The organism is Candidatus Pelagibacter sp. HIMB1587 (assembly GCF_052047775.1).
GTDB lineage: Bacteria > Pseudomonadota > Alphaproteobacteria > Pelagibacterales > Pelagibacteraceae > Pelagibacter.
The window spans coordinates 424378-448451 of record NZ_JBNAJJ010000002.1; the positions used below are offsets into that span (position 1 = coordinate 424378).

27 protein-coding genes are annotated in these 24074 nt (G+C 28.7%); 11 read left to right on the forward strand and 16 right to left on the reverse strand.

The window, feature by feature from the left end:
• Positions 1-11 precede the first annotated feature (11 nt).
• The 9 genes from ACTTBE_RS06740 to ACTTBE_RS06780 all read left to right on the forward strand — a co-directional run bounded on the left by ACTTBE_RS06740 (position 12) and on the right by ACTTBE_RS06780 (position 8146).
• Entirely contained in the window at positions 12-713 is a 702-nt protein-coding gene (locus ACTTBE_RS06740) for an RsmE family RNA methyltransferase (protein WP_440677689.1), read from the forward strand.
• Between the two features lie 60 nt (positions 714-773).
• Positions 774-1589, forward strand: a complete 816-nt coding sequence (gene coxB, locus ACTTBE_RS06745; protein WP_428080982.1) for a cytochrome c oxidase subunit II — start codon at positions 774-776, stop codon at positions 1587-1589.
• Position 1590: 1 nt separating this feature from the next.
• On the forward strand, positions 1591-3225 hold the full coding sequence (gene ctaD / locus ACTTBE_RS06750; protein ID WP_075506423.1) for a cytochrome c oxidase subunit I: 1635 nt from the start codon (positions 1591-1593) through the stop codon (positions 3223-3225).
• A 30-nt stretch (positions 3226-3255) separates the two neighbouring features.
• Complete coding sequence (gene cyoE / locus ACTTBE_RS06755; protein WP_440677690.1) at positions 3256-4167, forward strand: heme o synthase; 912 nt, start codon at positions 3256-3258, stop codon at positions 4165-4167.
• Positions 4168-4285: 118 nt separating this feature from the next.
• Complete coding sequence (locus ACTTBE_RS06760; protein WP_256998103.1) at positions 4286-4819, forward strand: cytochrome c oxidase assembly protein; 534 nt, start codon at positions 4286-4288, stop codon at positions 4817-4819.
• A 9-nt stretch (positions 4820-4828) separates the two neighbouring features.
• A complete protein-coding gene (locus ACTTBE_RS06765) occupies positions 4829-5617 on the forward strand; it encodes a cytochrome c oxidase subunit 3 (RefSeq protein ID WP_440677691.1) in 789 nt (262 codons plus the stop codon).
• Positions 5618-5627: 10 nt separating this feature from the next.
• A complete protein-coding gene (locus tag ACTTBE_RS06770; RefSeq protein ID WP_440677692.1) occupies positions 5628-6281 on the forward strand; it encodes an SURF1 family protein in 654 nt (217 codons plus the stop codon).
• Positions 6282-7664, forward strand: coding sequence for a threonine synthase (gene thrC, locus ACTTBE_RS06775; RefSeq protein ID WP_440677693.1), 1383 nt, complete (start codon positions 6282-6284; stop codon positions 7662-7664). It begins immediately after the preceding gene.
• Complete coding sequence (locus ACTTBE_RS06780; protein WP_440677694.1) at positions 7661-8146, forward strand: peroxiredoxin; 486 nt, start codon at positions 7661-7663, stop codon at positions 8144-8146. The genes thrC and ACTTBE_RS06780 overlap by 4 nt, the downstream gene beginning before the upstream one ends.
• On the opposite strand, the gene rnhA is transcribed toward ACTTBE_RS06780, so the two are convergent.
• From rnhA to ACTTBE_RS06855, 15 genes are read right to left on the reverse strand one after another with little or no spacing between them, the layout of a single operon-like run.
• Positions 8138-8563, reverse strand: coding sequence for a ribonuclease HI (gene rnhA, locus ACTTBE_RS06785; protein ID WP_440677695.1), 426 nt, complete (start codon positions 8561-8563; stop codon positions 8138-8140). The genes ACTTBE_RS06780 and rnhA overlap by 9 nt on opposite strands.
• The gene (locus ACTTBE_RS06790) at positions 8563-9528 is read right to left on the reverse strand and encodes a homoserine kinase (protein ID WP_440677696.1); all 966 of its coding nucleotides are present in this window, start codon (positions 9526-9528) and stop codon (positions 8563-8565) included. Before ACTTBE_RS06790 ends, rnhA begins: the two co-directional genes overlap by 1 nt.
• A complete protein-coding gene (gene ispH / locus ACTTBE_RS06795) occupies positions 9529-10473 on the reverse strand; it encodes a 4-hydroxy-3-methylbut-2-enyl diphosphate reductase (protein ID WP_440677697.1) in 945 nt (314 codons plus the stop codon).
• A complete protein-coding gene (locus ACTTBE_RS06800; RefSeq protein WP_440677698.1) occupies positions 10454-11401 on the reverse strand; it encodes a Brp/Blh family beta-carotene 15,15'-dioxygenase in 948 nt (315 codons plus the stop codon). Before ACTTBE_RS06800 ends, ispH begins: the two co-directional genes overlap by 20 nt.
• Complete coding sequence (locus ACTTBE_RS06805; protein ID WP_440677699.1) at positions 11402-12466, reverse strand: lycopene cyclase family protein; 1065 nt, start codon at positions 12464-12466, stop codon at positions 11402-11404. It abuts the gene before it with no gap.
• The gene (locus ACTTBE_RS06810) at positions 12453-13304 is read right to left on the reverse strand and encodes a phytoene/squalene synthase family protein (RefSeq protein WP_440677700.1); all 852 of its coding nucleotides are present in this window, start codon (positions 13302-13304) and stop codon (positions 12453-12455) included. The genes ACTTBE_RS06805 and ACTTBE_RS06810 overlap by 14 nt, the downstream gene beginning before the upstream one ends.
• A gap of 1 nt (position 13305) precedes the next feature.
• A complete protein-coding gene (gene crtI / locus ACTTBE_RS06815; RefSeq protein WP_440677701.1) occupies positions 13306-14766 on the reverse strand; it encodes a phytoene desaturase family protein in 1461 nt (486 codons plus the stop codon).
• Between the two features lie 39 nt (positions 14767-14805).
• A complete protein-coding gene (locus ACTTBE_RS06820) occupies positions 14806-15318 on the reverse strand; it encodes a F0F1 ATP synthase subunit B family protein (protein ID WP_428080956.1) in 513 nt (170 codons plus the stop codon).
• Positions 15293-15883, reverse strand: a complete 591-nt coding sequence (locus ACTTBE_RS06825) for a F0F1 ATP synthase subunit B family protein (protein WP_075506409.1) — start codon at positions 15881-15883, stop codon at positions 15293-15295. The genes ACTTBE_RS06820 and ACTTBE_RS06825 overlap by 26 nt, the downstream gene beginning before the upstream one ends.
• A gap of 4 nt (positions 15884-15887) precedes the next feature.
• A complete protein-coding gene (locus ACTTBE_RS06830; protein ID WP_006997791.1) occupies positions 15888-16115 on the reverse strand; it encodes a F0F1 ATP synthase subunit C in 228 nt (75 codons plus the stop codon).
• Between the two features lie 17 nt (positions 16116-16132).
• A complete protein-coding gene (locus ACTTBE_RS06835) occupies positions 16133-16867 on the reverse strand; it encodes a F0F1 ATP synthase subunit A (protein WP_075506408.1) in 735 nt (244 codons plus the stop codon).
• Positions 16868-16876: 9 nt separating this feature from the next.
• Entirely contained in the window at positions 16877-17152 is a 276-nt protein-coding gene (locus ACTTBE_RS06840) for an AtpZ/AtpI family protein (protein WP_075506407.1), read from the reverse strand.
• Positions 17153-17161: 9 nt separating this feature from the next.
• A complete protein-coding gene (locus ACTTBE_RS06845; protein WP_440677702.1) occupies positions 17162-19735 on the reverse strand; it encodes a chromosome segregation SMC family protein in 2574 nt (857 codons plus the stop codon).
• Positions 19736-19743: 8 nt separating this feature from the next.
• Positions 19744-20322 carry a DsbA family protein gene (locus ACTTBE_RS06850; RefSeq protein ID WP_262589778.1) on the reverse strand — a complete coding sequence of 193 codons (579 nt, stop codon included), beginning with the start codon at positions 20320-20322 and terminating at the stop codon, positions 19744-19746.
• Positions 20319-20807, reverse strand: a complete 489-nt coding sequence (locus ACTTBE_RS06855; protein WP_075506404.1) for a DUF721 domain-containing protein — start codon at positions 20805-20807, stop codon at positions 20319-20321. Before ACTTBE_RS06855 ends, ACTTBE_RS06850 begins: the two co-directional genes overlap by 4 nt.
• On the opposite strand from ACTTBE_RS06855, the gene ACTTBE_RS06860 reads away from it, so the two are divergent.
• Complete coding sequence (locus ACTTBE_RS06860) at positions 20808-21794, forward strand: A/G-specific adenine glycosylase (protein WP_262589775.1); 987 nt, start codon at positions 20808-20810, stop codon at positions 21792-21794. It begins immediately after the preceding gene.
• Positions 21791-22936 (forward strand): salicylate 1-monooxygenase, encoded by a 1146-nt coding sequence (locus ACTTBE_RS06865; RefSeq protein WP_440677703.1) that lies wholly within the window; start codon positions 21791-21793, stop codon positions 22934-22936. The genes ACTTBE_RS06860 and ACTTBE_RS06865 overlap by 4 nt, the downstream gene beginning before the upstream one ends.
• Here ACTTBE_RS06865 and ACTTBE_RS06870 read toward each other — a convergent pair.
• Positions 22933-24003, reverse strand: a complete 1071-nt coding sequence (locus ACTTBE_RS06870) for a site-specific DNA-methyltransferase (RefSeq protein ID WP_440677704.1) — start codon at positions 24001-24003, stop codon at positions 22933-22935. The genes ACTTBE_RS06865 and ACTTBE_RS06870 overlap by 4 nt on opposite strands.
• Between the last annotated feature and the right edge of the window lie 71 nt (positions 24004-24074).

Below are 24074 nucleotides of genomic sequence, written 5' to 3' on the forward strand. Positions count from 1 at the left end.
AATTTAATATTATGAGTAACATTAGATTATATTTTTCTAAAAGTTTATCTAATAATTTAATTGATACACTTGATAAATCTCAATCACATTATGTAAACAAAGTAATGAGAGTTAAAGAAAATGAAATTTTTTCTTTATTTAACAGTAGTGGTGAATGGGAAGCAAAAATTTTAAATATCTCAAAAGGTATTGTTGAATTTAATGTTACAAAACAATTAAGACAAAAAGAAAATTCTAAAGAATTGTGGTTGGCATTTTCTCCAATTAAATCAAATTACTTTAACTTTATGATTCAAAAAGCAACTGAGTTAGGTGTTACAAAGTTTATTCCCATAATATTTGATAGAACGATTGTTCGTAGGATTAATAAAGAGCGATTAGAGAAAATAATTATTGAAGCATCAGAACAATCAAATAGAATTAATGTTCCAGATATTGAAGACCCAAAATCATTAGATGATTTTTTAAATAACAATAAAGTTGATTTAATTTTTACTGATCTAAATTCTGAAAATACCAGAATAGATTTAAATAAGGTTACAGATAAACCTACATGTGTAATTATAGGTCCAGAGGGAGATTTTTCTGAAGAGGAAAGGGCTGAGATTCTCAAATTTAGTGGAGTTCAACCATTGAAAATTAATGAGAATATATTGAGATCTGAAACAGCAGTAATTTCAGCTATATCGATAATAAAATACGCCATAAATTGATATTTTGTCGCGAAAACTAAAGTGTAATTTTTTTGAAGACGTTCTATATAGGGTAAAAAAATGAAAAAAATTTTAATAACAATTCTATCAATTTTAACTCCTGCAGTTGCGTTTGCCAACCAGCCAAAAGATTGGCAATTAGGTTTTCAAAAAGCAGCATCAGAGTCTATGAGAGATATAGTTAATTTTCATGATAAATTGTTGCTACCAATCATAATTGCGATAAGCGTTTTCGTTTTATTTTTGATGGTCTATGCATGTATCAGATTTAGAGCATCAGCAAATCCAGTTCCTTCAAAAAGAACTCACAATGTTGCTGTAGAAGTTTTATGGACATTAATTCCATGTTTAATTTTAATCGTGATGGCTGTTCCATCATTTAAAATTTTGTATAAACAAGATTCAATACCAAAAGCAGATGTAACAGTTAAGGCAATTGGTTACCAATGGTACTGGGGATACGAGTATCCAGATGAAAATATTATTTTCGATTCTTACATGATCGAAGATAAAGATTTAAAAGAAAATCAGCCTAGATTATTAGCTGTAGATAATGAATTAGTTGTTCCGGTAAATAAAGTAGTTAAAGTTTTAATTACTGCAAATGATGTTTTGCACGCTTGGGCTTTACCGTCTTTTGGAGTTAAAAGAGATGCAGTTCCTGGAAGAATAAATGAAACATGGTTTAAAGCAGAAGAAGTTGGAACTTATTACGGACAATGTTCTGAGCTTTGTGGAATTAAACATGCTTTTATGCCTATTACAGTAAGAGTAGTTTCTGAGGAAGAATATCAAGAATGGCTTACTGGGGCTAAAATAAAATTTGCAAAAGAAATTAATGAAGAAGATCAATTTAAAAAACTAGCGAGTAAATAATATGTATACACAAACTGCATCACACGACGATCATCATACACCAACTGGTTGGAAACGTTGGGCGTATTCAACTAATCACAAAGATATAGGTACAATGTACCTTATATTTGCAATTGTTGCAGGTGTGATCGGAACTGCATTCTCAGTTTTAATGAGAATGGAATTGATGCATCCAGGTGATGGAATTTTGGGTGGAAACTATCATTTATACAATGTCTTAGTAACAGGTCATGGTTTAATCATGATCTTCTTTATGGTTATGCCAGCAATGATTGGTGGTTTTGGAAATTGGTTTGTACCAATCATGATTGGTGCACCTGATATGGCATTCCCAAGAATGAATAATATTTCATTTTGGTTACTACCAACTTCATTCATTTTATTAATTATGTCTATATTTATGGATGGCCCTCCAGGTCAAACTGGAGTTGGTGGTGGATGGACAATCTATCCTCCTTTATCATCTACAGCAGGACAGCCTGGTCCAGCAATGGACTTTGCAATTTTAAGTTTACACTTAGCAGGAGCGTCTTCAATTTTAGGAGCGGTAAACTTTATAACTACAATTTTAAACATGAGAACTCCAGGTATGACATTGCATAAAATGCCTTTATTTGCTTGGTCAATTTTAGTTACAGCGTTCTTATTACTTTTATCACTTCCAGTATTAGCAGGTGCAATCACAATGCTATTAACAGATAGAAATTTTGGAACTGCATTCTTTGATGCTCAAACAGGTGGAGACCCAGTGTTATTTCAACACCTATTCTGGTTCTTTGGTCATCCTGAAGTATACATTTTAATTTTACCAGGTTTTGGAATGATCAGTCATATTGTTTCAACATTCTCAAGAAAACCAGTATTTGGATATTTAGGTATGGCATATGCAATGGTAGCAATTGGAATAGTTGGTTTCGTTGTATGGGCTCACCACATGTATACAGTTGGTTTAAGTACAGATACTAAAGCTTATTTCTTAGCAGCGACGATGATCATTGCTGTTCCGACGGGAATTAAAATATTTTCTTGGATTGCAACTATGTGGGGTGGTTCAATATCATTTAAGACACCTATGGTCTGGGCTTTAGGGTTTATATTTTTATTTACAGTTGGTGGAGTTACAGGTGTAGTTCTTGCAAATGCAGGTGTAGATACAGCAATGCATGATACTTACTATGTAGTAGCTCACTTCCACTATGTATTATCTTTAGGTGCGGTGTTCGCAATCTTTGCAGGCTTTTATTACTGGTTTGGAAAAATGAGTGGTTACGAGTATTCAGAATGGTTAGGTCAATTACACTTCTGGTTAACATTTATTGGTGTAAACTTAATTTTCTTCCCTCAACACTTTTTAGGTTTAGCGGGGATGCCTAGAAGATATGCAGACTATCCAGATGCATTTGCTGGTTGGAATTATATATCTTCAATTGGATCATATATTTCTGTAATTGGTTTAGGAGTATTTTTCGCAAATCTAATTTATGCGTTTTATAAGAAAAAAGCTGCGGCCCAAAACCCTTGGGGTGAAGGAGCAACAACTTTAGAGTGGACAGTACCGTCTCCTCCAAATTTTCATACTTTTGATGAATTACCGAAGTTTGAAGATGAAGAGAGTGCAGAAAAATCTACTACTTAAAAAGTATTTAGATTTTTTGTCTAAAATTAAATGATTAAGTCTAAGTTAAAAAATAGAAATTTAAGTCAAGAAGACGTTTTCAATTTCTCCGAGTTATTTAAACTTATGAAGCCAAGAGTAATGTCTCTTGTAATTTTTACTTGTGCAGTTGGATTGTTAATGGCGCCAAATATTATTCCAACAAAAGATGCAATAATTGGAATTATTTTAGTTTCTATTGGAGCTGGTGCTGCTGGAGCGTTAAACATGTGGTACGAGTCTGATTTAGATGCATTAATGACTAGGACTTGTTTAAGACCTATACCAACTGGGAAGGTTAATAAAAACCAAGCTTTGATTTTCGGTATCGCTTTATCAATATTTTCTGTTGTTGCTTTAGATTATTTTGCAAATACAGTCTCAGCAGCTTTATTGTTATTTACAATTTTGTTTTATGTGCTGGTTTATACCGTTTGGCTTAAAAGAAAAACGCCGCAAAATATAGTAATAGGAGGAGCTGCAGGAGCACTACCTCCTGTAATTGGTTGGACTATAGCTACTAATTCACTTTCACTTGAGCCATTAACTTTCTTTCTAATTATCTTTTTTTGGACACCATCACATTTTTGGGCGCTAAGTTTGTATAAATCTGATGATTATAAAAAAGCAAAAATTCCAATGCTTCCATTGACTAATGGTGTTGAAAGCACAAAATTAAATATATTTGTTTATTCATTAATAATGCTTCCAGTTATTGTTTTTCCATATGCAATTAATTTTGTTGGTCTAGTATTTTTAATTCCATCATTAATTTTGACAATTTATTATAATTACTTATGTTTTGAACTTTACAAATTTAAGAAGAACAAGTTTGATGCAAAAAAAGCAAAAACAATTTTTGGATACTCAATATTATATTTGTTTTTAGTTTTTGTATTTTTCTTAATAGATAAAATTTTATGATAACACCCGATAAAAAAACAAAGAAAAAAAATATTATTACTGCTTTAGCAATTTTAGCTTTTATGGTTTTTTTGTTTGTTTTTACATTATATAACGTTGGCGTATTTGATAGGCAGATATGATTAAGAGCAAAACATTAACTCCATTACTTCTAGCAGGTATTTTTTGTTTAATGTTAGGTTTATCTTTTGCGGCAGTGCCCTTGTATGATCTTTTTTGTCGTGTAACTGGCTTTGGAGGAACAACCCAAGTATCTAAAGAAGCCCCGAAAATAGTTTTAGATAAAGTTGTAAGTGTAAGATTTGATACGAATGTAAACAATCTTACTTGGGATTTTAAGGCTAAATCAAATGTCATTGATGTTAAGGTTGGTCAGGTAAATAGAATTGAGTTTGAGGTTGAGAACTATGGAGACGAAACAACTTATGGAGTTGCTAGTTTCAACGTTTCGCCTGCAAGTTTTGGTAAATATTATAGTAAATTAGGCTGTTTTTGCTTTGAAAAACAGGAACTTAAAGCTGGTGAGAAGGCAACTTATATTATGACTTTTTATTTGGACCCAGAACTGGTAAATGATCCAACAGTTAAAAACTTACAGGATGTAACTATGTCGTATACTTTTTTCTCGACAGATTATTATAAACAATCATAATTAAAAAATATGTCAGCTGAAAAAAAACATGATTATCACTTAGTAGACCCAAGTCCTTGGCCTATATTTACATCTTTTGCATGCTTGGTACTAGCTATTGGAGCAATTTTTTATATGCACAATGATGTATCTTGGGGAATGTATTTAGGGTTGGCTCTTGTGATTTATGCAGCTTATATGTGGTTCAGAGATGTTGTGATTGAAGCTGAACATCAAGGTCACCATACTCCAGTTGTTCAAATCCATCATAGATATGGAATGACGTTATTTATTGCTTCTGAAGTTATGTTTTTCGTTGCATGGTTTTGGGCATATTTTGATATAAGTTTGTTCCCAAATGAGTTTGTTGGAAATGTTTGGCCTCCAAAAGACATAGAAACTTTTGATCCATGGGACATTCCATTAATCAATACACTAGTTTTATTATTATCTGGTACTACAGTAACTTGGGCTCACCACTCTTTATTAGAAGACGATAGAAAGGGATTTATTCAAGGATTAACAGCAACTGTTGCACTAGGCTTCTTTTTTACTTTATTACAGGCTTACGAATATCATCATGCTACATTTGATTATTCAGGACATATTTATGGTGCAGTATTTTATATGGCAACAGGTTTTCATGGTTTCCACGTAATTGTGGGAACAATCTTTCTTGCTGTTTGTTTATGGAGAGGAAGATTGGGTCACTTTACGAAAGAACACCACTTTGGTTTTGAGGCAGCTGCTTGGTACTGGCACTTTGTTGATGTTGTTTGGTTATTCTTGTTTGCAGCTATCTACGTTTGGGGAAGTTAATATTTAATCCTTGAAGAATAAGTTTCTATTTTCAGTTTTCGTTTATTTTATAATTTTAGTTTTATTGTCATTAGGCTTTTGGCAATTGTATAGATTGAGTTGGAAATTAGATCTAATCAATCAAATTGAAAATTCTTTAAAGATTGATCCAGTTGAACTTCAAAATGTAGAAAAAAAAAATTATTTAAGAATTAAAACATCAGGACAAATTGATTTTGAAAAACAAATTTATCTCTATAATCTTAACGAAACTGGTAAACCTGGATTTGAAGTTATTAACCCAATTAAAGTTGGAAATGAAGATTATTTAATTAATAGAGGCTGGATATCTTTTGATAATAAAAACAAACCAGAAATCAATATTGTTGATCAAAAAAATATTATTGGTACTTTAATGCTTCAATCAAAATCAAGCTCATTCAAACCCAAGAATGAAGTAGATAAAAATTATTGGTTCACACTAGATCGGGAAGATATTTTAAAATTTACAGGAAAAAACTTTTCAAAATATATTATTTATTTAAACGGTAACTACGAAAACCCAAGACCAAGAGTGATTACTGCTAAAATTTCAAACAATCACAAAAAGTACGCAATTACTTGGTTTTCGATGGCGATTTCAATCCTTTTAATATATCTATATTTTAGAAAAAAAAATTATTAAATGAGATACGTCAGCACTAGAGATACTTCTAAAACTTACGAATTTAAGGATGTTTTTATCAAAGGTCTTGCTGATGATGGGGGATTGTTCATTCCCAGTTCACTTCCAAACTATAGTGAAAAAGAAATTCAAGAATTGAGATCACTTAATTATTCAGATTTAGCAAAAAAAATTATTTTTCCTTTTATAGGAAATTTTATGGATAAAGATGAACTGTCTAAAATAATTGATAAATCTTATTCTGTTTTTAGGAGAGAAAATGTAATTGATTTCATAAAAATAGGAGATCGATCAGTCTTAGAGTTATTTCATGGCCCAACACTAGCCTTTAAGGATGTTGCTATGCAACTTCTTGGAAATTTTTATGAATTTTATTTAAGCAAGCAAAAAGAAAAAATTAATATTGTAGTTGCCACATCTGGAGATACAGGGGCAGCAGCTATAGATGCAATAAAAGGAAAAGAAAATTTAAATATTTTTGTACTACATCCTGATAATCGAGTTTCTTCTGTTCAGCGAAAAATCATGACTACTGGAAAACATGAAAATGTATTTAATATCGCTATTAAAGGAAATTTTGATGACTGCCAAAACTTAGTTAAATCAATGTTTTCAGACACAAAATTTTCTCAAGATATTAATATGTCAGGTGTAAATTCAATCAACTGGGCAAGAATTATTGCTCAATGTGTTTATTACTTTTACAGCTATTATCTCATTGAAGATCACACTAAACCCACTAATTTTTCTGTTCCCACAGGGAATTTTGGAGATGTTTACGCAGGTTATTTAGCCAAAAAAATGGGTTTGCCCATTAATAAATTGATTGTTGCAACAAATCAAAATGACATTCTCCACAGAGCTATTTCAAACGGTAATTACGAGGCTGAAACTGTTTCCGAAACTATTTCTCCTAGTATGGATATACAGATTGCAAGTAACTTTGAGAGACTTATTTTTGATTTGAATGATAAGAATTCAGAACAAACATCAAAAGACATGATGAAAATTAAAGAAGAAGGAAAATATTCAATTGATAAAGAAAAGTTAAATTTAATTAATCAAGATTTCTTATCAGCAAGAATGAGCGAGACAGAAACACTTGATATTATTAAGTCTGTTTATCAAGAATTTAATATTGTTTTAGACCCTCATACTGCAATTGGTTATGGAGCTTTTGATAAACACAATCTCAATGGTAATAATATTGCGCTAGCAACAGCACATCCATGTAAGTTTCCTGATGCAATTCAAAGTGCTATAAATATTAAAGCTGAGTTACCAAATGAACTTCAATTTATATTAAATGAGAAAGAAAATTATGATATTCTCGAAAATGATATTGAAAAAGTAAAAGAACATATTAAAGATAGATCCAAATGAAAATAAAAGAAAACGATAACCTACCAAATTCAGAAATTTTTGTTCTTCAAGATGGAGAGCCTGTAAAAAAAAATATAGAAGAGTTTTTAAAAAACAAAAAAGTTATAATATTTGGACTACCTGGAGCATATACTTCTGTATGTTCTGCTAAACATTTACCAGGATATATTAAGATGCATGATCAATATAAAGAAAAAGGTATTGACCATATAATTTGTATTTCAGTAAATGATCCCTTTGTGATGAATGCTTGGGGTAAACAAAATAATGTAGGTGAAAAAATTGTTATGATTGGTGACCCATTTCTTAATTTCACAAAAGAAATTGGTGCAGATGTTGATAAAAGTGGCAGAGGTTTAGGAATTAGATCCAATAGATACACGATGTTTGTTGATAACATGAAGGTTATTAAACTTCAGGAAGAAGCAGATACAGGATCTTGTGAAATCTCAGCAGCAGAAAATTTCTTTAAATTAATCTAGACTTGCAGCTTTTTTAGCTAATAAATCAACTTCTTCATTTAGTGGATTTCCAGCATGAGCTTTAACCCAGTTCCACTTAATCTTAGAATTATTATTCAAATCATGCAATTGAACCCATAAATCTTTATTTTTAACGTCTTCTTTATTAGATGTTTTCCAATTATTTTTAATCCAATTGTGGATCCAATCAGTAATTCCATTTTTAACATATTTAGAATCTGTGTAGATTTCTATAAAATCTTTAGAATTTACCTCTTTTAATGCATTGATTGTCGCCATTAATTCCATTCTATTGTTTGTTGTATCTTTTTCACTTCCACTTATTTTTTTCACCTCATTATCAGTACATATTATTGCTGCCCATCCACCATTTCCTGGATTTTTTAAACATGAGCCATCAGTATAAATTTTAATCATTAAATCAAATAATCTTTAAAACTATTGAAATTGTTATGGGTAATAAGTTTTTGATAATATTCGTTTGGATCCTTAATTTTAATTAATGCTGTTTTTGGAGTATTTGTATAATCATATAGTCTAGTTAACAGATATCTAAGAGCAGCACCTCTACACAAAATATTTAAATTGTTTTTTTCATTTAATTTAATTTTCTTAACACCGTTGTATCCCTTGATTAATTTATCAACTTTCTTCTTATTAATTACAAATTTTTTATTTTTTTCATCAAAACATAGTGCATTAATACAGATTGCTAATTCATACATATAATAATCGTTAGCAGCAAAGTAAAAGTCTATAATTCCCGACAGCTTATTTTTATTAAAAAAAATATTATCTACGAATAAATCACCATGTATAATCCCAGAAGGCAGTTTTTTTGGCCAATTTTTTTTAATGTCATTAAAATTATTAAATAAAAATTTTTTCAAATTTGATCCTTTATTTGATTTAAATTTAATACTCTGGAGTAAAGGTTTTAAATATTTTACACCCATTGAATTTTTTCTAGTAAATTTTATTTTCTTAGTAACTATATGCATTTTAGCTACTGCTTTTCCAATAGCATAGCAATCAATTTCGTTAACTTTCTTTTTATCTTTTCCACTTAAGAAAGTGACAATGCAGGCTGTTTTATTTTTTAGTTTAATTAAATAATTTTTGTCTTTAGTTTTAAGTGGTCTTGGGCAATTAATTTTTGAATCATTTAAATGATCCATTAATTTCATAAAAAAAGGTATCTCTTTTGGAAGAACTCTCTTCTCAAAAATTGTGAGAATAAACTTTTTATTTTTGGATTTTAAAATGTAATTTGTGTTTTCAATTCCTTTAGTAATTCCTTGGAAACTTAAAATTTTTTCAATATTAAACTTGTTGTTTATTATATCGATATCACTCTGATTTATTTTTGTATATACAGCCATTTAATTTAATTTGTTAGGAACTTTAAAGACCACATTTTCTTTTATAATTTCTACTTCCTCAACATTTATAGAAAATTTTTTTTTTAATTCATTAATAAAATCTTCTACAAGAATTTCGGGTGCTGATGCTCCTGATGATATACCAATAGTATTGGAATTCTGTATTTGATCAAAAGGAATTTCACTTTCAGAATGAAAAAGTTGTGAATTTTGACAACCTGATTTTTTTGCTACTTCAACAAGTCTAACTGAATTTGAAGAGTTTCTACTACCTATTACAAAAAACATGTCACACTTTTTTGCAATATTTTTTACTGCCATTTGTCTATTAGTTGTTGCATAACAAATATCCTCTTTTGCTGGCTCTTTAATGTTTGTATATCTATCTTTCAAAATTTTTATTATTTCTTTAGTGTCATCAACAGATAGTGTTGTTTGAGTTATATAAGCCAATTTTTCTTTATGATTGGTTTTATACTCCATTGCTTCAGCTTCATTTTGGACCAAATCAATAGATCCTTTAGGTAATTGGCCCATAGTGCCTATTACTTCTGGATGGTTCTCATGTCCAATCAAAATAATATGATAACCAGCTTTATTTAAGTTTTCCGCTTCTCTATGAACTTTTGAAACTAGTGGACAAGTAGCATCTACATAAGTCATTTTATAATTTTCGGCATCTTCTGGTATTTTTTTTGGAACACCGTGCGCAGAAAAAATAACAGGTCTAGATTTGTCATTAATTTCCTCTAATTCTTCAACAAAGATAGCACCTTTATTTTTTAAATTATCAACAACATGCTTGTTATGAACGATTTCGTGTCTAACATAAACTGGCGATCCATATTTTTGAATAGATTTTTCTACAATCTCTATAGCTCTATCAACACCAGCACAAAAACCTCTTGGAGCAGAAAGTAAAATTTTAATTTGTTTGTTTTTCATTTTTCTCTAAAAAATATTCCAGCAATATATGTGGAAAGGTTAAAGACGCCAAACCAATAAAAATTAGTTTTAAGATTGCATCATCTATATAATTAACGTCATTTAATAAAAATAATACAATTATTGAAATAAAGATTGTTAAAAGAGTAAGTGGTAAAGCCTTTACAATAAATAATTTTAGTCCATTATGGAGATTGTTTTCATCAAGGTCTATCGCAAGTGAAATAGAGTGCCTCACAGAATGTAAAAAACAAAAATAAATTGTAAAAGCTGTTAAAGGAGTAAAGTAGTAATTTAAAATTATAATTGAGAAATAATCAAAAAAAATAGTAAATTTTTTTAATTCAAACTTATCAATAAATAAAAATATACTTGATAATGAACTCAAAATAATTGATATCTCGATTATCTTTTTTTCTTCTAAAAATTCTAAGAATAAATAAAAATTTTCATTAACAACAAGTAATGATTTGAATATTTTCACAGTATCATCAAAATGAAAAAAAAGAGGGGCAAGAATTATGAGGGATCCTTTTAAAAGGTATAATAATTGAATTAAGTACGATTTTTTGTTTATTAAAAATTGTGTATCTTCTTTACCAAAATGAAATGCTGCAACTATAAGAAAAACTAACAGTGTAGTTGCAGGTAAGAGTGACCAAATAATAATGACGCAAACTGCTATAAAAATATAAAAGATATAGAAAATATATATTCTTTCAAAATTAAATAATTTAAGAAGTTTTTTACCTTTAATATTATCTAATGCACCGTGTGAAACTCCAATAGTTAAAATTAAAAATAAGCATATTGATGATGAAATATCTAAATAATTTAATCTAAACATCACGACAGAAAATAGATTAATTAGTAAAAAAAATATAAATGAATGATTAAGATTAATTTTTTTAATTAATTGATTAGTCATTTAAAATAATTCTTTTAAAAATTTCCATTTAGGCATTTTTAAAATTATTTCTAAATCTTCAAAAAAATTACTTTTATTAGATAAGAAATTAATAGCAGTCTTAGGTGAACTATTGAACATTTTAAAGAAAATTTCCCCCATATCTGATGAGTTATTTCTTAAAACTTTCAAAAAAATATTGTCCAAAAAATCATATTTTTTTTTAATTTTAAACAATTTAGCCTTAGAAATATTTTCAATGTTTTCTGCTATATATTTGCTGTGTTCCTGAATATTTAAAAAAGTATAACCCGTACTTAATCTTGTCATATCACCGGCTGATCCAATATATATTTCATTTAATTTTTTTAAATTTTTATTTCTAAATAAAGGTATAGAGCCTTCTTCTTTAAAATTGATTTTATAATTTCTGATATTTAAATGGTTTTTTAAGTATTGATCTATTTGATTATCATAATCTTTTATATTTTCATTACTTAAATTTGATATCCAGGTAGTTTCCACAAGAGCACTTTTTTTTGAAAAAGGTAAAGTGTAAAAAAAATGAACCTCATTTTTTTGATCACACGCAAAATCCATTAAGTTAAATATTTGGTCATCAAAAAAATCTTTTTCTGTTTCAATTTCTACACCACAAAAATGTTGCCATAAATTATTTGTCTTATTTTCAAAATTTGGAACGCTGTTAAAAATTATTGAATTTGATAATTCAATATCATTAATATTCTTAAAAAATTTTATATTTTCATTTAATTTAAGTTTTGAAAGAATTTTGTCATAAAATTTTCCAGTATCTATAGATTGGTAAGGTGTTAGCTTGCAATCAATAAACTTTGTATCATTAGGAATGTTTATAGAAAAATTATCCCAACTTTTTTTTACACAATCATCAAAATTATGTGGAAACACTTTCCAAAATGACCAAGTTTTGTCTCTTCTATATTCGTCCCTAGGCTCAATTATAGCCAAAGATTTATTTTTTAATTTATCAGAAATTTCAAGTTCATAAGCCAAAGACAAACCTGCACAACCACCACCGATAATTATGTAATCAAAATCTTTCATTTAAATTTATCTCTTCATTAATTAATGAATGATCATGTTCAATGTTATTATCATTTTTATTTGTAAATGTTAAAATTATTAAATCAAAAATTGATGAAAAAGTTTCAATAATTTTTTCAATTTTTGTTACATAAATTTTTCCAGAATTTTTATAATTTTCTAAATTATTTTTATTAATTATTTTGTGTCCAATTTTTCTGTAGACTCGTCTTGCAACTAAAATAGAGAATCTGAAACTTAAAGGTATTTCTTTAATTGAGTAAAAAGAATTTTCATAAAATCTTTCAGATAAAGAAATGGTAGATTTGATATCGTTGAAATTTTCATTTATATAAATTCTTTTATTATTTTTATCTTCAATTACGTCTCTTGAAATATTGGTAAGCTGCATTGCTATTCCGAGATCGATAGCTGATTTCAAGGAATTTGTCTTATTAACTTTTAAAATTTTTGCCATCATTAAACCAACTGTACCTGCTACTCTATAAGAGTAAATTAATAACTCTTTTTTTGATTTTAATTCCACTCTTTCTTTAATATCTGAATTAATCCCATCAAATAAATCATTAATTACTTTTGTTGAAATATTAAATTCATCTATAAGTTCCCAAATATTTTTAATAACAATGTTTTGAAAGTTTTTATTTAAAAAATCTTTCTTAAAGTTTTCAAATTTAATTATTTTGTCTTCTAATTTTCCTGGATCATCTGCAATATTATCTGCTTCTCTACAAAAATCATAAAGCGCAGAACATTTATCATAAGTTTTTTTTGGTAAAAAAAAACCAGCCCAATTAAATGATTTTGCATATGTTGCTAAATAATTTTTAGTTAACATTCTAAATCAATTTATCTAATACTTTTGCTGACGAAAGTACTCCTGGTACTCCCGCACCTGGGTGAGTTCCAGCACCAACAAAATATAAACCATCATAAATCTCTGATTTATTATGAAATCTAAAATAAGCTGATTGAGTGAATTTAGGCTGAATTGAAAAGCCTGATCCATATTTTGTATTTAGTTCTTTCTCAAAATAATCAGGTGTAAGATAAAAGTCTGATACAATATTATCTCTAAGATTTGGCATTAAATCATTTTCCATTTTATCAACCACAAGATTTTTCATTTTTTCACCTTCTATTTGCCAATCTATATTTGATTGATTATTTGGAACTGGCACCAATACATAAAAACAATCACTACCCTCAGGAGCCATGCTCTTATCTGTTGCAGAAGGTCTATGTAGATAATAGCTAATATCGTTATTTAATTTTTTATAATCAAAAATATCATCCAGATGTTCTTTATATTTGTTTCCAAATTTAATTGTGTGGTGCTCAACGTTTTCATAGACTTTTTTGGTTCCAAAATAATAAACAAATAAACCCATTGAGTAATCCATCCTCTTTTGTTTCCAATCAAACAGCATTGAATTTTTTAAGTTTTTACTAGTCATCTTTTCATAAAAAGCAGGAGGGTCGGCATTACAAATAACATTATCAGCCTCGATAATCTCTTCATTGTCAACTACAACACCAGTAATTTTATTATTTTTAGTAATAATTTCTTTTACCTCAGTATTTTTTACTATTTCGATTTCTATTTCCTCCATTAACTTTTCAAATCCTTTAATTATATTTCCCGTACCACCCATTGAATAATGAATGCCCCATTTTTTTTCTAAATAAAGAATTAGCCCATAAATTGAGGTAGTTGTGAACGGATTACCACCAACCAAAAGTGGATGCATACTAAGCATCCTTCTTAATTTTTCATTTTTTACATAAGACGATACTAATGAATAAACTGATTTATAACTCTTAAGTTTTAATAATGCTGGCAGCTGTTTCATCATAAAAAAGGGTCTATCAAATGGAACATCTGCAAGTTCTAAAAATCCTTTCTCAAAAATTTTTTTGGTAAAATTTACTAAATCTTCATACCCCTTAACATCTTTTTGATTTAAATTTTCGATTTGTTTTTTCATTTCTATTTCATCACCTGAGTAATTAAATTTAGTTTGGTCCTCAAAAACAAATTGATACCAAATTTTAAGTGGGGTTAGTTCTATGTAGTCCTCAGGATTTTTATCAAACAAACTGAATAGTTCGTTAATTAAATATGGAGCTGTTATTACTGTTGGCCCAGCATCAAAGGTAAAACCATCTTTTTTGAAAACTCTAGCTCTTCCACCTAGATCTGAATGTTTTTCTATTAATTTTACTTTATGTCCTTTGGCTCTTAGTCTTATTGCTGCAGCAATACCACCAAATCCAGAACCAATAACTATACAATTCATTGCTGTAATTTATAGTTTTTTCAGGAAATTGTAACCGTATTATGAGTTTATTTTTTTTAGTTGTTCTTTAGTTTCTTCTAAATTTTTTTGAAATACAGCATCCAGTTTAGATTTATCAACTGATGTGGTTATGATTTTTTTTACTGAGTCTACCGCTATTTTGATTGAAGCATCTTTTATTTCTTTCAATGCAGCCTCTTTCATTTGGCTAATTTTATTTTCAGCCAAACTTTTTTTAATTTCTGATGATTTATGAAATTTATCGTTTAAATCTATTATTAATTTATCCGACTCTTTTTTTGCATTTTCCAAAATTTCATTACTTACTGAAGTAGCGGTATCTAATTTTTTTTGAGCATTATCGAGTAAAGTTTTTGCTTCTGTTCTCAATTTTTCACTTTCATCTATCTCATTTTTGATATCAGAAATCATACCATCAAGCATTTGAGAAACTTTTTGTGGAATTTTAAAGTAAACTAAAACCCCGATGAAGATTACAAATGAAATAGCTACCCAGAAAGTTGCATCAATTGCCATAGTATTTATCTCCATTTCTTCTAGATAGATCGTCAACAATTGCTGAAATACTGCTATTATTTACTTCAGCACCAATAAGTTTCTGAAGTAACTCAGACGACGTTTCTATAGCAATTTTATTTATTTTGTCAGGCGCATTATCTCTTAAAGCTTGGATTTCTTTTTCCGCTTTAGCTATTTCGTCATCTATTTGTTTATCAAGAACGTCTCTTTTAGCGTTTATATCTTTGACTGCTTTTTCTCTAGCTTGATTAAACATAGCATTAGCTTCAGTTTTGCTTTTTAAAATTATTTGATCATATTCTTTAAGCTTGGTCTCACTATCTTCCCTTTGTTTTTCAGCTGCCTCAATATTTTCTAGAATTTGAGATTTTCTAGACTCTAAGTTGTTACTAATTTTTGGAAGAATTAATTTAGATAAAACCAAATACATTATCCCAAAAGTAAGCACCAACCAGAAAATCTGAGAAACCCAAAACTCTGGATTTAATTGAGGCATACCTCCACTTTCAGCGGCAAAAGCTTCTTTAATAAAAAAGAAGCTTAAAAATATTAGATGAAGATATATTTTTTTGACCATTAACTTAAAACGCAAATAAAATAATCAATGCAACAACTAATCCAAATAATCCTGTTGCTTCAGCAAGTGCAAAACCTAAAAGTAGGTTAGGAAATTGTTTCTGAGCTGCTGATGGGTTTCTCATAGCACCTGATAAATAATTTCCAAAAATTATTCCAATACCAACACCGGCACCAGCTAAAGCTATTGCTGCTAAACCTGCTCCGATCATTTTTGCTGCTTCTAATTCCATTATATCCTCCTCTGTTATTAATGGTGTAAATTTAATGCATCATTTAAATAGATGCAGGTTAAAATTGCAAAAACATATGCTTGAAGAAAAGCAACTAATATCTCCAAACCAGTTAATGCAACCGAAAAACTTAGTGGAAGCCATCCACCAACTATTCCAAGACTAATTACAAAGCCTCCGAAAACTTTCATCATTGTATGACCAGCCATCATATTTGCAAATAATCTAACTGATAGACTTATTGGTCTACTTAAATAAGAAATAATTTCAATAACTACTATTAAAGGAAGTAATACCGCTGGTACTCCACTTGGTACAAACAATTTTAAATATCCAAAACCATGTTTAATAAATCCAATTACTGTTACGCCAATAAAGATGAATGCAGCAAGAACAAATGTAACGATAATATGACTAGTTACAGTGAATGTGTATGGTATCATTCCAAACATGTTGCAAAATAAAACAAACATGAACAATGAAAAAATAAATGCAAAATATGGTTTTGCTTTAGAACCAGCTGTATCACTAATCATTTTAGCAACAAAGGTGTAGCTAAGTTCCGCTAATAATTGAATTTTATTTGGTAAGATTGAATTTTTCTTAGATCCTAAATTAAAAATTAATAAAATAGAAACTGTACTTATAATCATAAACAAACTTGCGTTTGTAAAAGATATATCAAATGCTCCAACTTTTATTTCAGGTCCAATTCTATAAACATCGAATTGGGACATCGGGTTTGCTGCCATAGTACTAACTTATTTTTGCATCTTTTTTGCTGATCTAATCACGTTTGTTATTCCAGCGATCACCCCAACAAAAAAAAATATTAATATAAACCAGGGTTTAGTACCAAAGGTCTTGTCAAAAATAAACCCAATAATTGTCCCGACGGCCACTGCAGAAACAAGTTCTGTGCTCAATTTGAATGCAGTTCCAATAGGCGAGGGATTATCCTTCTTGTTATAAAGATTTTTCTTAGAAATCTTGCTTTTTGCAATCTCTAAGCGAGTTTTAAAAGGGTCTTTTGCCATTTATTTTGGTTAAGCAACCATACTTTCTGCTTTTTGAAGGTCTACAGCTACCAGTTGGCTTATCCCTTTTTGAGGCATAGTTACCCCATATAGCCTGTTCATTTTAGACATTGTTAAGGCGTGGTGAGTAACAATTATAAATTTAGTGTTAGTAATTTTAATTAACTCCTCTAGCAAGCTACAAAATCTTGTAACGTTAGCATCATCAAGGGGAGCATCCACCTCATCTAAAACACAAATTGGAGAAGGGTTAGTTAAAAATACTGCAAATATCAAAGATAGGGCAGTAAGTGCTTGTTCACCACCAGATAATAAAGTTATAGATTGAAGCCTTTTTCCTGGTGGACTGACCAACATTTCTAAACCAGCTTCTAATGGATCATCAGAGTCTACCAATTCAAGCTTGGCATTTCCTCCATTAAAAAGTTTTGTATAAACCTCATTAAATTTTCTGTTAACTTTTTCAAATGCCTCAACAAGTCTTTCCCTTCCTTTTTGATTTAGCTCATCAATACTGTCTTTTAGCTTAACAATTGCGGTAACTAGGTCGCTACGATCTTGTTCCATTTTTTTTATTTCTTCCTCATACTTACTAGTTTCCTCATCCGCCTTTAAATTTACAGAACCCAATTGATCTCTTTGTTGTTTTTTTTTATCTAATGCATCTTCTTGATCAACATGATTTGGAAGTTCTTCAACTCCAAATAAATTTGAATTTTCTAAAATATTTTCTTCTGTTAAATTTAATTCTGTATTAACCCTATCAAGCAAATCATTTTTTCTTTTTTGTAAACCTTCTATAGTTGCACCTGAGCTAGCTTTTCGCTCTCTAATTTGAATTGATTGCTCTTGTATTTCATTTAGTTGAGCTCTTAAAGTTTCAATTTTTTTATCAGTTTCTTCTATAATTTTTTCATTCTCTATTTTTTCTTCATCAGAAATTCTTAAATTTTCTGTAATTTGACCTTTTCTTTCTGCTTGTACTCTTGGCTGATTTTCTAAATCATTTAATTGTTTAGATAATTTATTTTTTCTTTCAGTTAATTCATTTACCATCTTTTCTGAATTAGATAAAAGATTTTTCCAGCTTTCTATTTCAGTCTCTATTGTTTTTATTCTTTCATTTCTTTTTACTGATTCATTCTTTATTGACTGATTTTTACTATAAGCATCAGCATATTTTTCTTGAAGTATTTTTATATTTTGAGATTTCTCATTTACACTTAATAGCTCTGTTCTTGATTTTTCATTTTTTAAATCATTAATAAAATTGTCTAATTCCATATTACATCTATCGAGTAATGTAACTGCTTGATTTATCTCATTACTATCAATTAATTCTTTTGCTCTAGTAATTGAATTTTTTACATTCTTTATAGGACCAATGCTTATTTTAATTGTATCGTCAGCTAAATTATTAACTACTTCGTCAACTTCTTTTTGCTCTCTTTCAAGTTCATTTTTTGCATTTTCTAGATCTTCGTTTGATAACTTTTCTGTTTCAAAATATTTTGAATCTACTTCAATTAAGTCTGACTTTTCTTCCTTTAATCTTTTTTCATTAGAATTAGCATCAATAATAATTCCATTTTCTCTAGTTATGTCTTCGTCTAGAGTATTTATTGATTTCTTAATTGTTTCAATTTCATCTTGAATTCTAGTATTTTCCTCATCTAGGTTCTGTAGTTCCAAATTAAGTCTCTGTATTCTTGACAAATTCTCAATATTTTTTTCTCTAAGTGGAGCAACTTTATCAGTTGAAGTTTTTATTAAGTTTTCAAGTTCAGATATCTGATTGTTGAAATTTTCAACTTCTCCTCCTGCCTCTGTATTAATTTCATTTTCTATTCTTATTTCCTTATCGATATCCAACAATCTTAGATAATATAGACCAGCCTCTATTTTTTTTATTTCTTCTGAAATTAATTTGTATTTTGTAGCTTCTTCCGCTTGTTTTTGAAGATTTGCCAATTGTTTTTCTTGTTGTCTTCGTAATTCATCAGCTCTTTTTAAATTATTTTCAGCCGCGCCAAGTCTAAGTTCAGCTTCATGTCTTCTTACATGCAAACCAGAAATTCCAGCTGCCTCCTCAAGTATTGCTCTTCTGTCTGTAGGTTTTGCTGTCACTAAAGCTCCAATTCTTCCTTGGCTAATCATAGAAGGGGAATGTGCGCCCGTTGAAAGATCTGCAAAAAACATTTGGGCATCTCTTGCTCTTACCTCTTTGTCATTAATATAAAATTTAGAACCCTTATCTTTTTCAATTTTTCGTCTAACTTGAATGTTTTCTAATTCACGATATTGGATGGGACCTTCTTTTTCTTTGTTCTCTACTTCTATAGAAACTTCTGCGATATTTTTTGATGCTTTATTTGATGTACCAGAAAAAATTACATCTTCCATTCCTGAACCTCTCATACTTTTTGCAGAGGTCTCTCCCATTACCCATCTTAAAGATTCTACTATGTTTGATTTTCCACAGCCGTTAGGACCAACAATTCCAGTAAGACCTTCTTCTATCAAGAAATTTGTTTTTTCAGCAAATGATTTAAATCCATTTAATTGGATTTTTTTAAACTCCATGCACTAACTTATATCATTTTTTCTAGTGCTTTTTTTAAATTTTTATAATTAAGTTTTTTTTCGAATTTTTTGTTATTTATTATTATCGTAGGAGTTGAGTTTACCTTGAAGTTTTTAGAACCATCTATTCGGTCATTTAACACAAAATCCTCAATATTTTTGTTATTCACACAAGATTCAAAATCGATGGAGAAACCTTCATTTTTTAAAAATATTTGAAGATTTTTATTTGCTTCTTCAATAGAGCTTCCCTTTACCCATTTTTGTTGGTTGGCGTATAAACTTTCCAAAATATCAGCATTACCATCATTTTTACATTGAGCAACTTTTGAAGCGTTGAAGGCGGCAATATCTAAAGGAAAATGTCTAAATTCTATTTTAGCAAGACCTGTGTCCAGATATTCTTTTTTAAGTTCTGGATAAACGTTTTTATGAAAATTAGCACAATGGCTGCAAGTTAGTGACTCAAACGCAATTATAGTTATTTTTGCGTCTTTATTTCCAACAATAATTCTTTTTATTTCTTCAGCGTTTAAATTTGAAAAGCTTCCTAAAACAATTATGGCAAGTAATATAATTTTTTTCATTTTTCTTTATAAACTTTTGTTAATTCTGTTAATGATTTTTTAATCTTTTCGTTTTTAACATCTTTGATTTTATCTCGATATTTACTAATTGCCACATTATTAGATTTAATTTCATTCAAACTGCTAGTTTTTTGTTCGTCATCAAAGCTAATAAATTTGAGCTTTTCAACAACATCGTAGCCAAAAAAATTATTCATTTTATCTAAAATGTTTTTTTTTGAATATTCTACATCTACTTCATGGCCCCTTTTAACCATTACAACTAAAGTACTCACACCAAATCGATTTGAGTTTTTGAATGTTTTTGGGAAACAGACTTTAAACAATTCATTCCCGACTAAATATTTCCAATTACTGAGTGTTTCTGAATATATATGACCTTTTTTATTAATAATTTTTTTTAGATTTTTTGGCAAAGTGTCTTTGAAAGATCTTAATCCTTGAATGCTAGTATTTCTCTGCTTAGTATTATTTTTAAATTGCATATGAAAGATCTAATAATAACAAATAAAATTCTCAATTGGTACGATATAAATAAGAGATCTTTACCTTGGAGAAATAAGGTTTCACAAGAAAAGAAACAATACTTTACATTGGTTAGCGAGTTTATGTTGCAACAAACTCAGGTTGCTACTGTGATACCTTATTTTAATAGATTTATTAAAAATATTCCTAATATTGAAAAGTTATCAAAATATAATGATAGAAAATTAACCAAACTTTGGGAAGGTCTTGGATATTATTCAAGAGTAAGAAATTTAAAAAAAACTGCTCAAATAATTGTTAAAAAATTCAATAAAAAAATACCTAGAGATTTTTATGAATTAAAATCATTACCAGGTATTGGCGATTATACAGCGAGTGCAATTTCAGCAATCGCATTTAACAAACCAATAATTCCTTTGGATGGAAACATTGAAAGAGTATTAAAAAGATATCTGTATTTAAAGAAACAAAGTCAAATTAAAAAAGAATTCTTACAAGATCAAAAAAAAATTTTTGGGACATCGACAAAAAGATCAAGTGATTATGCGCAAGCTTTGATGGAACTGGGTGCATTAATTTGTAAACCTACAAACCCTAATTGTAATAAATGTCCACTATCTAATAATTGCAAAGCATTTAAAAATAAAAATTTTGATTTAGTGAAATTAAAGAAAATTAACAAGGAAACATATTATAAATTGAATGTTTATAAAAAAAATAATCAATATTTATTAATCAAAAATAATAAATTTAATTTTTTAAAAAATTTAAATATTTTTCCAATGGATCAATTAAATAATCCTAAAAATTTTGATAAAGATTTAAATTTTAAAATATCTAATATGAATATGAATATTAAAATTGAATATAAAAAGAAGCATAACTTTGACAAAAATATTAATTGGATAAATCCTGCAAAGCTTGAAAATTATGTACTTCCAACATTTACCAAAAAGATAATAAAATTTTTAGAAAGTCAAAAATGAAAAAAATAGCAATTATTGGCGCAGGTATTTCCGGTCTGTTTATAGCTAACTTATTTAAAGGAAATAAAGATTATCAAGTCACAATTTATGAAAAAAAAACCTCATTAGAAATAGGGGAAGGTTATGGCATTCAATTATCTGTTAATAGCGTAAAGTTATTAAACAAATTAGGCTTCTCTTCCTTGTCAGACAAAGAGAAATTTAATCCAAAAAAAATTGACTTTTATCAAATTAAAAATTCAAAGAAAATTTGTGATTTAAATATTTCAGAATTTAATTCTGATGATTGTAAGTATACAACATTGAAAAGATCAAAATTACTTCAGTTCCTGATAAATCGACTGGATAAAAATACAATCCAGTTTAACTGCAGTTTAGACAACATAGAATACAGTGATGATTTAATAAATTTAACTTTTGATAAAGAAAAAATAACTTGTGATCATTTAGTTATTTCAGATGGTGTATTTTCAAAAGGAAAGTCATTAATTTCAAATATCAATTCAGAACCAATTTACAATAACACTATAGCTGTTAGAGCAAGTGTATCCAAAGAAAGTCTTGATAATATAAACGAGGAGAATGTTTCTTTATTTTTAGGATCAGATTTTCATTATGCATTATATCCACTTAATAATGATAAAAATTTTAATTTTATTGGGATATTGAAGAATAAGTTAAATTCTGATCAGCAAAAAAACCACAATCTTTGTAATGAAAGTACATTTATTGAGAGCATTAAAGAAAAATTATCCGAAAAAATTTCATCAAAAGTATTTCAGAGCCTTGAAGATATAAAATTGTTTCCAGTGTTTGTAAGTAAAAATCCATTTATTCCTCCAAAAAATATTTATTTAGTTGGAGATGCTTTTTTTGCATTCTCTCCTTCTTTTGCTCAGGGAGCCTCACAATCAATAGAAGGAGCTAATCAATTACATGAAGTTATAATTAACCAAAAAAATGATTTTTATAATTCTAGATTAGAGAGAGTAAAAATGATTAATAGAAGATCTGATTTTAATCAATTTGCTTTTCATTTATCAAATCCGATTATGATCTCTTTTAGAAACATTTTTTTAAAGCTTTTGACAAAAAATAAAAAATTTCTGCAAAGTTATTTAGGTAAAATTTATAAAGATTAATTTTTAGAAATTAATCTTTGTCTCAAGTAATCGATTGGGTAGGTTCGTCCATTAATATCACAATGCCAAAATGTCCAACCATTACAGCTTTCAGCTCCCAAAATAGTAGCTGCAACTTTATGAATAGAACCTTCCGCTTGGTTGTGTTTGATGCTACCATCAGCCATTATTCTTGCTGTTATTTTTTTCTTGTTATCAAAAATATTTGTTCCAGGCTTAATTATTCCAAGCTCTACCAACGATCCAAATGGAATTCTTGGTTTTGATCTGTTATTTTTAAGTGTATCTAATAAATCATCTTCAATTGGTTTGGTAGCCTTTAAACGTTCCTCAGCAGCTTTAAAATAATTCTTTTCTTTTTCTATACCAAAATAATTTCTCCCTAGTTTTTTTGCAACTGCAGCAGAAGTTCCAGAACCTAAAAAAGGATCAAGAACTAGATCATTTTTATTTGATGTAGCTAGTAAAATTCTATGTAAAAGTGATTCTGGTTTTTGAGTAGAGTGAATTTTTTTTCCATTTTTTTTAAGTCGTTCAGAACCACTACAAATAGGAAGACTCCAATTAGATCTCATCTGGAGATCATCATTTAAACATTTCAAAGACTGATAATTGAATGTGTATTTTGATTTTTCACTCTTCGAAGCCCAAATTAAAGTCTCATGAGCATTTGTAAATCTTGTGCCTCTAAAGTTAGGCATTGGATTATTTTTATTCCAGATGACATCATTTAGTATCCAGAAACCTAAATTTTGTATTGAGGTTCCTACTCTAAAAATATTATGGTAACTACCTATAACCCAAATAGCTCCATCTTTTTTCAAAATCCTTTTGCATTCATTAAGCCATTCATACGTGAACTCATCGTATTTTTTAAAATTTTCAAATTGATCCCACTTGTCGTTTACAGCGCTGACTTTAGATCTATCTGGTCTAGTCAATTCACCTTTCAATTGTAAATTATATGGAGGGTCAGCAAAAATTAAATCAAAAGTTTCACGTGGAATTTTTTTTAATTCTTCGAGACTGTCTCCGTTAATTATTTTATTTTTAAAATCAGATTTCATTTGTAAAAATTAATTAGACTCCAAATGGATTCCTCGGTCAACCTGTGATTGAAAAAATCGGATTCGATTTG

Coding starts and splice junctions, on each gene's coding strand:
- ACTTBE_RS06740 (WP_440677689.1), top strand. CDS start 12: ATGAGTAACATTAGATTATATTTTTCTAAAAGTTTATCTAATAATTTA.
- coxB (WP_428080982.1), top strand. CDS start 774: ATGAAAAAAATTTTAATAACAATTCTATCAATTTTAACTCCTGCAGTT.
- ctaD (WP_075506423.1), top strand. CDS start 1,591: ATGTATACACAAACTGCATCACACGACGATCATCATACACCAACTGGT.
- cyoE (WP_440677690.1), top strand. CDS start 3,256: ATGATTAAGTCTAAGTTAAAAAATAGAAATTTAAGTCAAGAAGACGTT.
- ACTTBE_RS06760 (WP_256998103.1), top strand. CDS start 4,286: ATGATTAAGAGCAAAACATTAACTCCATTACTTCTAGCAGGTATTTTT.
- ACTTBE_RS06765 (WP_440677691.1), top strand. CDS start 4,829: ATGTCAGCTGAAAAAAAACATGATTATCACTTAGTAGACCCAAGTCCT.
- thrC (WP_440677693.1), top strand. CDS start 6,282: ATGAGATACGTCAGCACTAGAGATACTTCTAAAACTTACGAATTTAAG.
- ACTTBE_RS06780 (WP_440677694.1), top strand. CDS start 7,661: ATGAAAATAAAAGAAAACGATAACCTACCAAATTCAGAAATTTTTGTT.
- rnhA (WP_440677695.1), bottom strand. CDS start 8,563: ATGATTAAAATTTATACTGATGGCTCATGTTTAAAAAATCCAGGAAAT.
- ACTTBE_RS06790 (WP_440677696.1), bottom strand. CDS start 9,528: ATGGCTGTATATACAAAAATAAATCAGAGTGATATCGATATAATAAAC.
- ispH (WP_440677697.1), bottom strand. CDS start 10,473: ATGAAAAACAAACAAATTAAAATTTTACTTTCTGCTCCAAGAGGTTTT.
- ACTTBE_RS06800 (WP_440677698.1), bottom strand. CDS start 11,401: ATGACTAATCAATTAATTAAAAAAATTAATCTTAATCATTCATTTATA.
- ACTTBE_RS06805 (WP_440677699.1), bottom strand. CDS start 12,466: ATGAAAGATTTTGATTACATAATTATCGGTGGTGGTTGTGCAGGTTTG.
- ACTTBE_RS06810 (WP_440677700.1), bottom strand. CDS start 13,304: ATGTTAACTAAAAATTATTTAGCAACATATGCAAAATCATTTAATTGG.
- crtI (WP_440677701.1), bottom strand. CDS start 14,766: ATGAATTGTATAGTTATTGGTTCTGGATTTGGTGGTATTGCTGCAGCA.
- ACTTBE_RS06820 (WP_428080956.1), bottom strand. CDS start 15,318: ATGGAGATAAATACTATGGCAATTGATGCAACTTTCTGGGTAGCTATT.
- ACTTBE_RS06825 (WP_075506409.1), bottom strand. CDS start 15,883: ATGGTCAAAAAAATATATCTTCATCTAATATTTTTAAGCTTCTTTTTT.
- ACTTBE_RS06830 (WP_006997791.1), bottom strand. CDS start 16,115: ATGGAATTAGAAGCAGCAAAAATGATCGGAGCAGGTTTAGCAGCAATA.
- ACTTBE_RS06835 (WP_075506408.1), bottom strand. CDS start 16,867: ATGGCAGCAAACCCGATGTCCCAATTCGATGTTTATAGAATTGGACCT.
- ACTTBE_RS06840 (WP_075506407.1), bottom strand. CDS start 17,152: ATGGCAAAAGACCCTTTTAAAACTCGCTTAGAGATTGCAAAAAGCAAG.
- ACTTBE_RS06845 (WP_440677702.1), bottom strand. CDS start 19,735: ATGGAGTTTAAAAAAATCCAATTAAATGGATTTAAATCATTTGCTGAA.
- ACTTBE_RS06850 (WP_262589778.1), bottom strand. CDS start 20,322: ATGAAAAAAATTATATTACTTGCCATAATTGTTTTAGGAAGCTTTTCA.
- ACTTBE_RS06855 (WP_075506404.1), bottom strand. CDS start 20,807: ATGCAATTTAAAAATAATACTAAGCAGAGAAATACTAGCATTCAAGGA.
- ACTTBE_RS06860 (WP_262589775.1), top strand. CDS start 20,808: ATGAAAGATCTAATAATAACAAATAAAATTCTCAATTGGTACGATATA.
- ACTTBE_RS06865 (WP_440677703.1), top strand. CDS start 21,791: ATGAAAAAAATAGCAATTATTGGCGCAGGTATTTCCGGTCTGTTTATA.
- ACTTBE_RS06870 (WP_440677704.1), bottom strand. CDS start 24,003: ATGAAATCTGATTTTAAAAATAAAATAATTAACGGAGACAGTCTCGAA.